Raw genomic sequence first — 1,459 nt, forward strand, 5'->3', positions numbered from 1 at the left:
CAGTACAGTGACTATGGGGCTATAGCTGTATGAAACTGTCCGAAGTGTTGATAGATTATCTAAACTTACGTAAATAGATAATTCTGAGTTTACCAGAAATTATTGATCTATGCGTTGAGTGTTACAAAGTTATATATTTGCTAATAATACAATTAAGAATTTGAGTTTGATAGGCGGAAAAAGATTTTTTGTTGGTAGCAATAAAAGGGGCTATTTGGTGTATAGCCCCTTTTTGGCACAGCAGTAGCATTACTGCATTTATACCCCTTCTCTGATTAAGTTCCGCCTCTTAATCTTGTAACTTCGATGTCTGCATTGCGCTTTTTAGCTGAATATGCCACTTCTTTGCTAACAATGGTTTTCCCGATTGGTGAAAGTGAGATAGCTGCTAGCTTCAAATGCTGTATACCAAAGGGAATACCGATAATAGTAATAAAGCAGGCAATGGCATGTAAAAGGTGGCCGATAGTTAACCATATTCCTGCAAGCAGGAACCAGATAATATTTCCTAGCAATCCAAAAGCGCTGGTACCAATATCGTTACGGTAAGTGAGTTCTTGACGGGAGATCGCCTCTCGACCAAATGGAAAAAAAGAGAACTTGCCAATAACAAAACAGGCTCTTCCCCAGGGAATACCAATGATGCTAACAAATGCGATCAGAGAGAAAAACCACCAGCAGAGTCCCATAAAGACACCGCCTAGAATAAACCACAAAAAATTCCCAAGTGTTCGCATATTTTTTCTCACTAAATTGGCTAAGGTTTGCACAAGAAACCAGTACTGCGAGAGCAAAACTCACAGCAAATGGTACATGTGAACCGATTTAAGCTCTAGCCTGTTTGGAGGTTGTTAGAATTGGACTCACTTTGCCCCATTTTTAGATGCACTGGTATTTATTTATTTCGCAGGGTGAATTTGTTTGTGACGGTACGGTCATTACGCTGACTGAAGTCAGTCAAGGCACTGCGGACGCAAGCACTCAAATATTGGGCATGTGACTTTTTCATACCATTTGGTCGGGGTGGTCTATTAGCTGGAGGCTGAGGTCGATGAATATTGGTAGTAGGTCTTGTAGGCAATCACTTTAATAGCATGAGGTAGTGACTGATATTGAGGAAGTTGGTCAGGATGAATAATCACTTAGAATATTGACCAGCAATTGGTGGGATATGTTGAGTCTGCCGTTGAGCAGAGCCATAGTTCTCTTCGGCTTAAAAAAATTCCCATAAAAAATTTTAAATAGAAAGTTGTCCTTACTTGGTGACCCCGCTGTTTAATGAACAAATACTGGGTCTCTTTTAGCAATAAGGATTAAATTAATACTTCGAACAGTTCTTCAGTATGAGTGAGCAGCGCTCTACGTAAACTAACAAGTAATGGGATGCTTTCATACTACTCAGCGCCAGGGCTGTCCCATATAAATCGGTGTAAAAACGAACAGAATAGACCTAGAATAG

The 1,459-nt window shown here is 40.0% G+C and carries 1 protein-coding gene; it reads right to left on the bottom strand.

All coding sequences use genetic code 11. From position 1 onward, the window contains the following. Window positions 1-275: 275 nt before the first annotated feature. Complete coding sequence (locus MO867_RS22000) at window positions 276-770, bottom strand: YccF domain-containing protein (protein ID WP_252473152.1); 495 nt, start codon at window positions 768-770, stop codon at window positions 276-278. Window positions 771-1,459: the final 689 nt, after the last annotated feature.

Origin of the sequence: Microbulbifer okhotskensis (genome assembly GCF_023895975.1) — a bacterium.
Lineage (GTDB): Bacteria > Pseudomonadota > Gammaproteobacteria > Pseudomonadales > Cellvibrionaceae > Microbulbifer > Microbulbifer okhotskensis.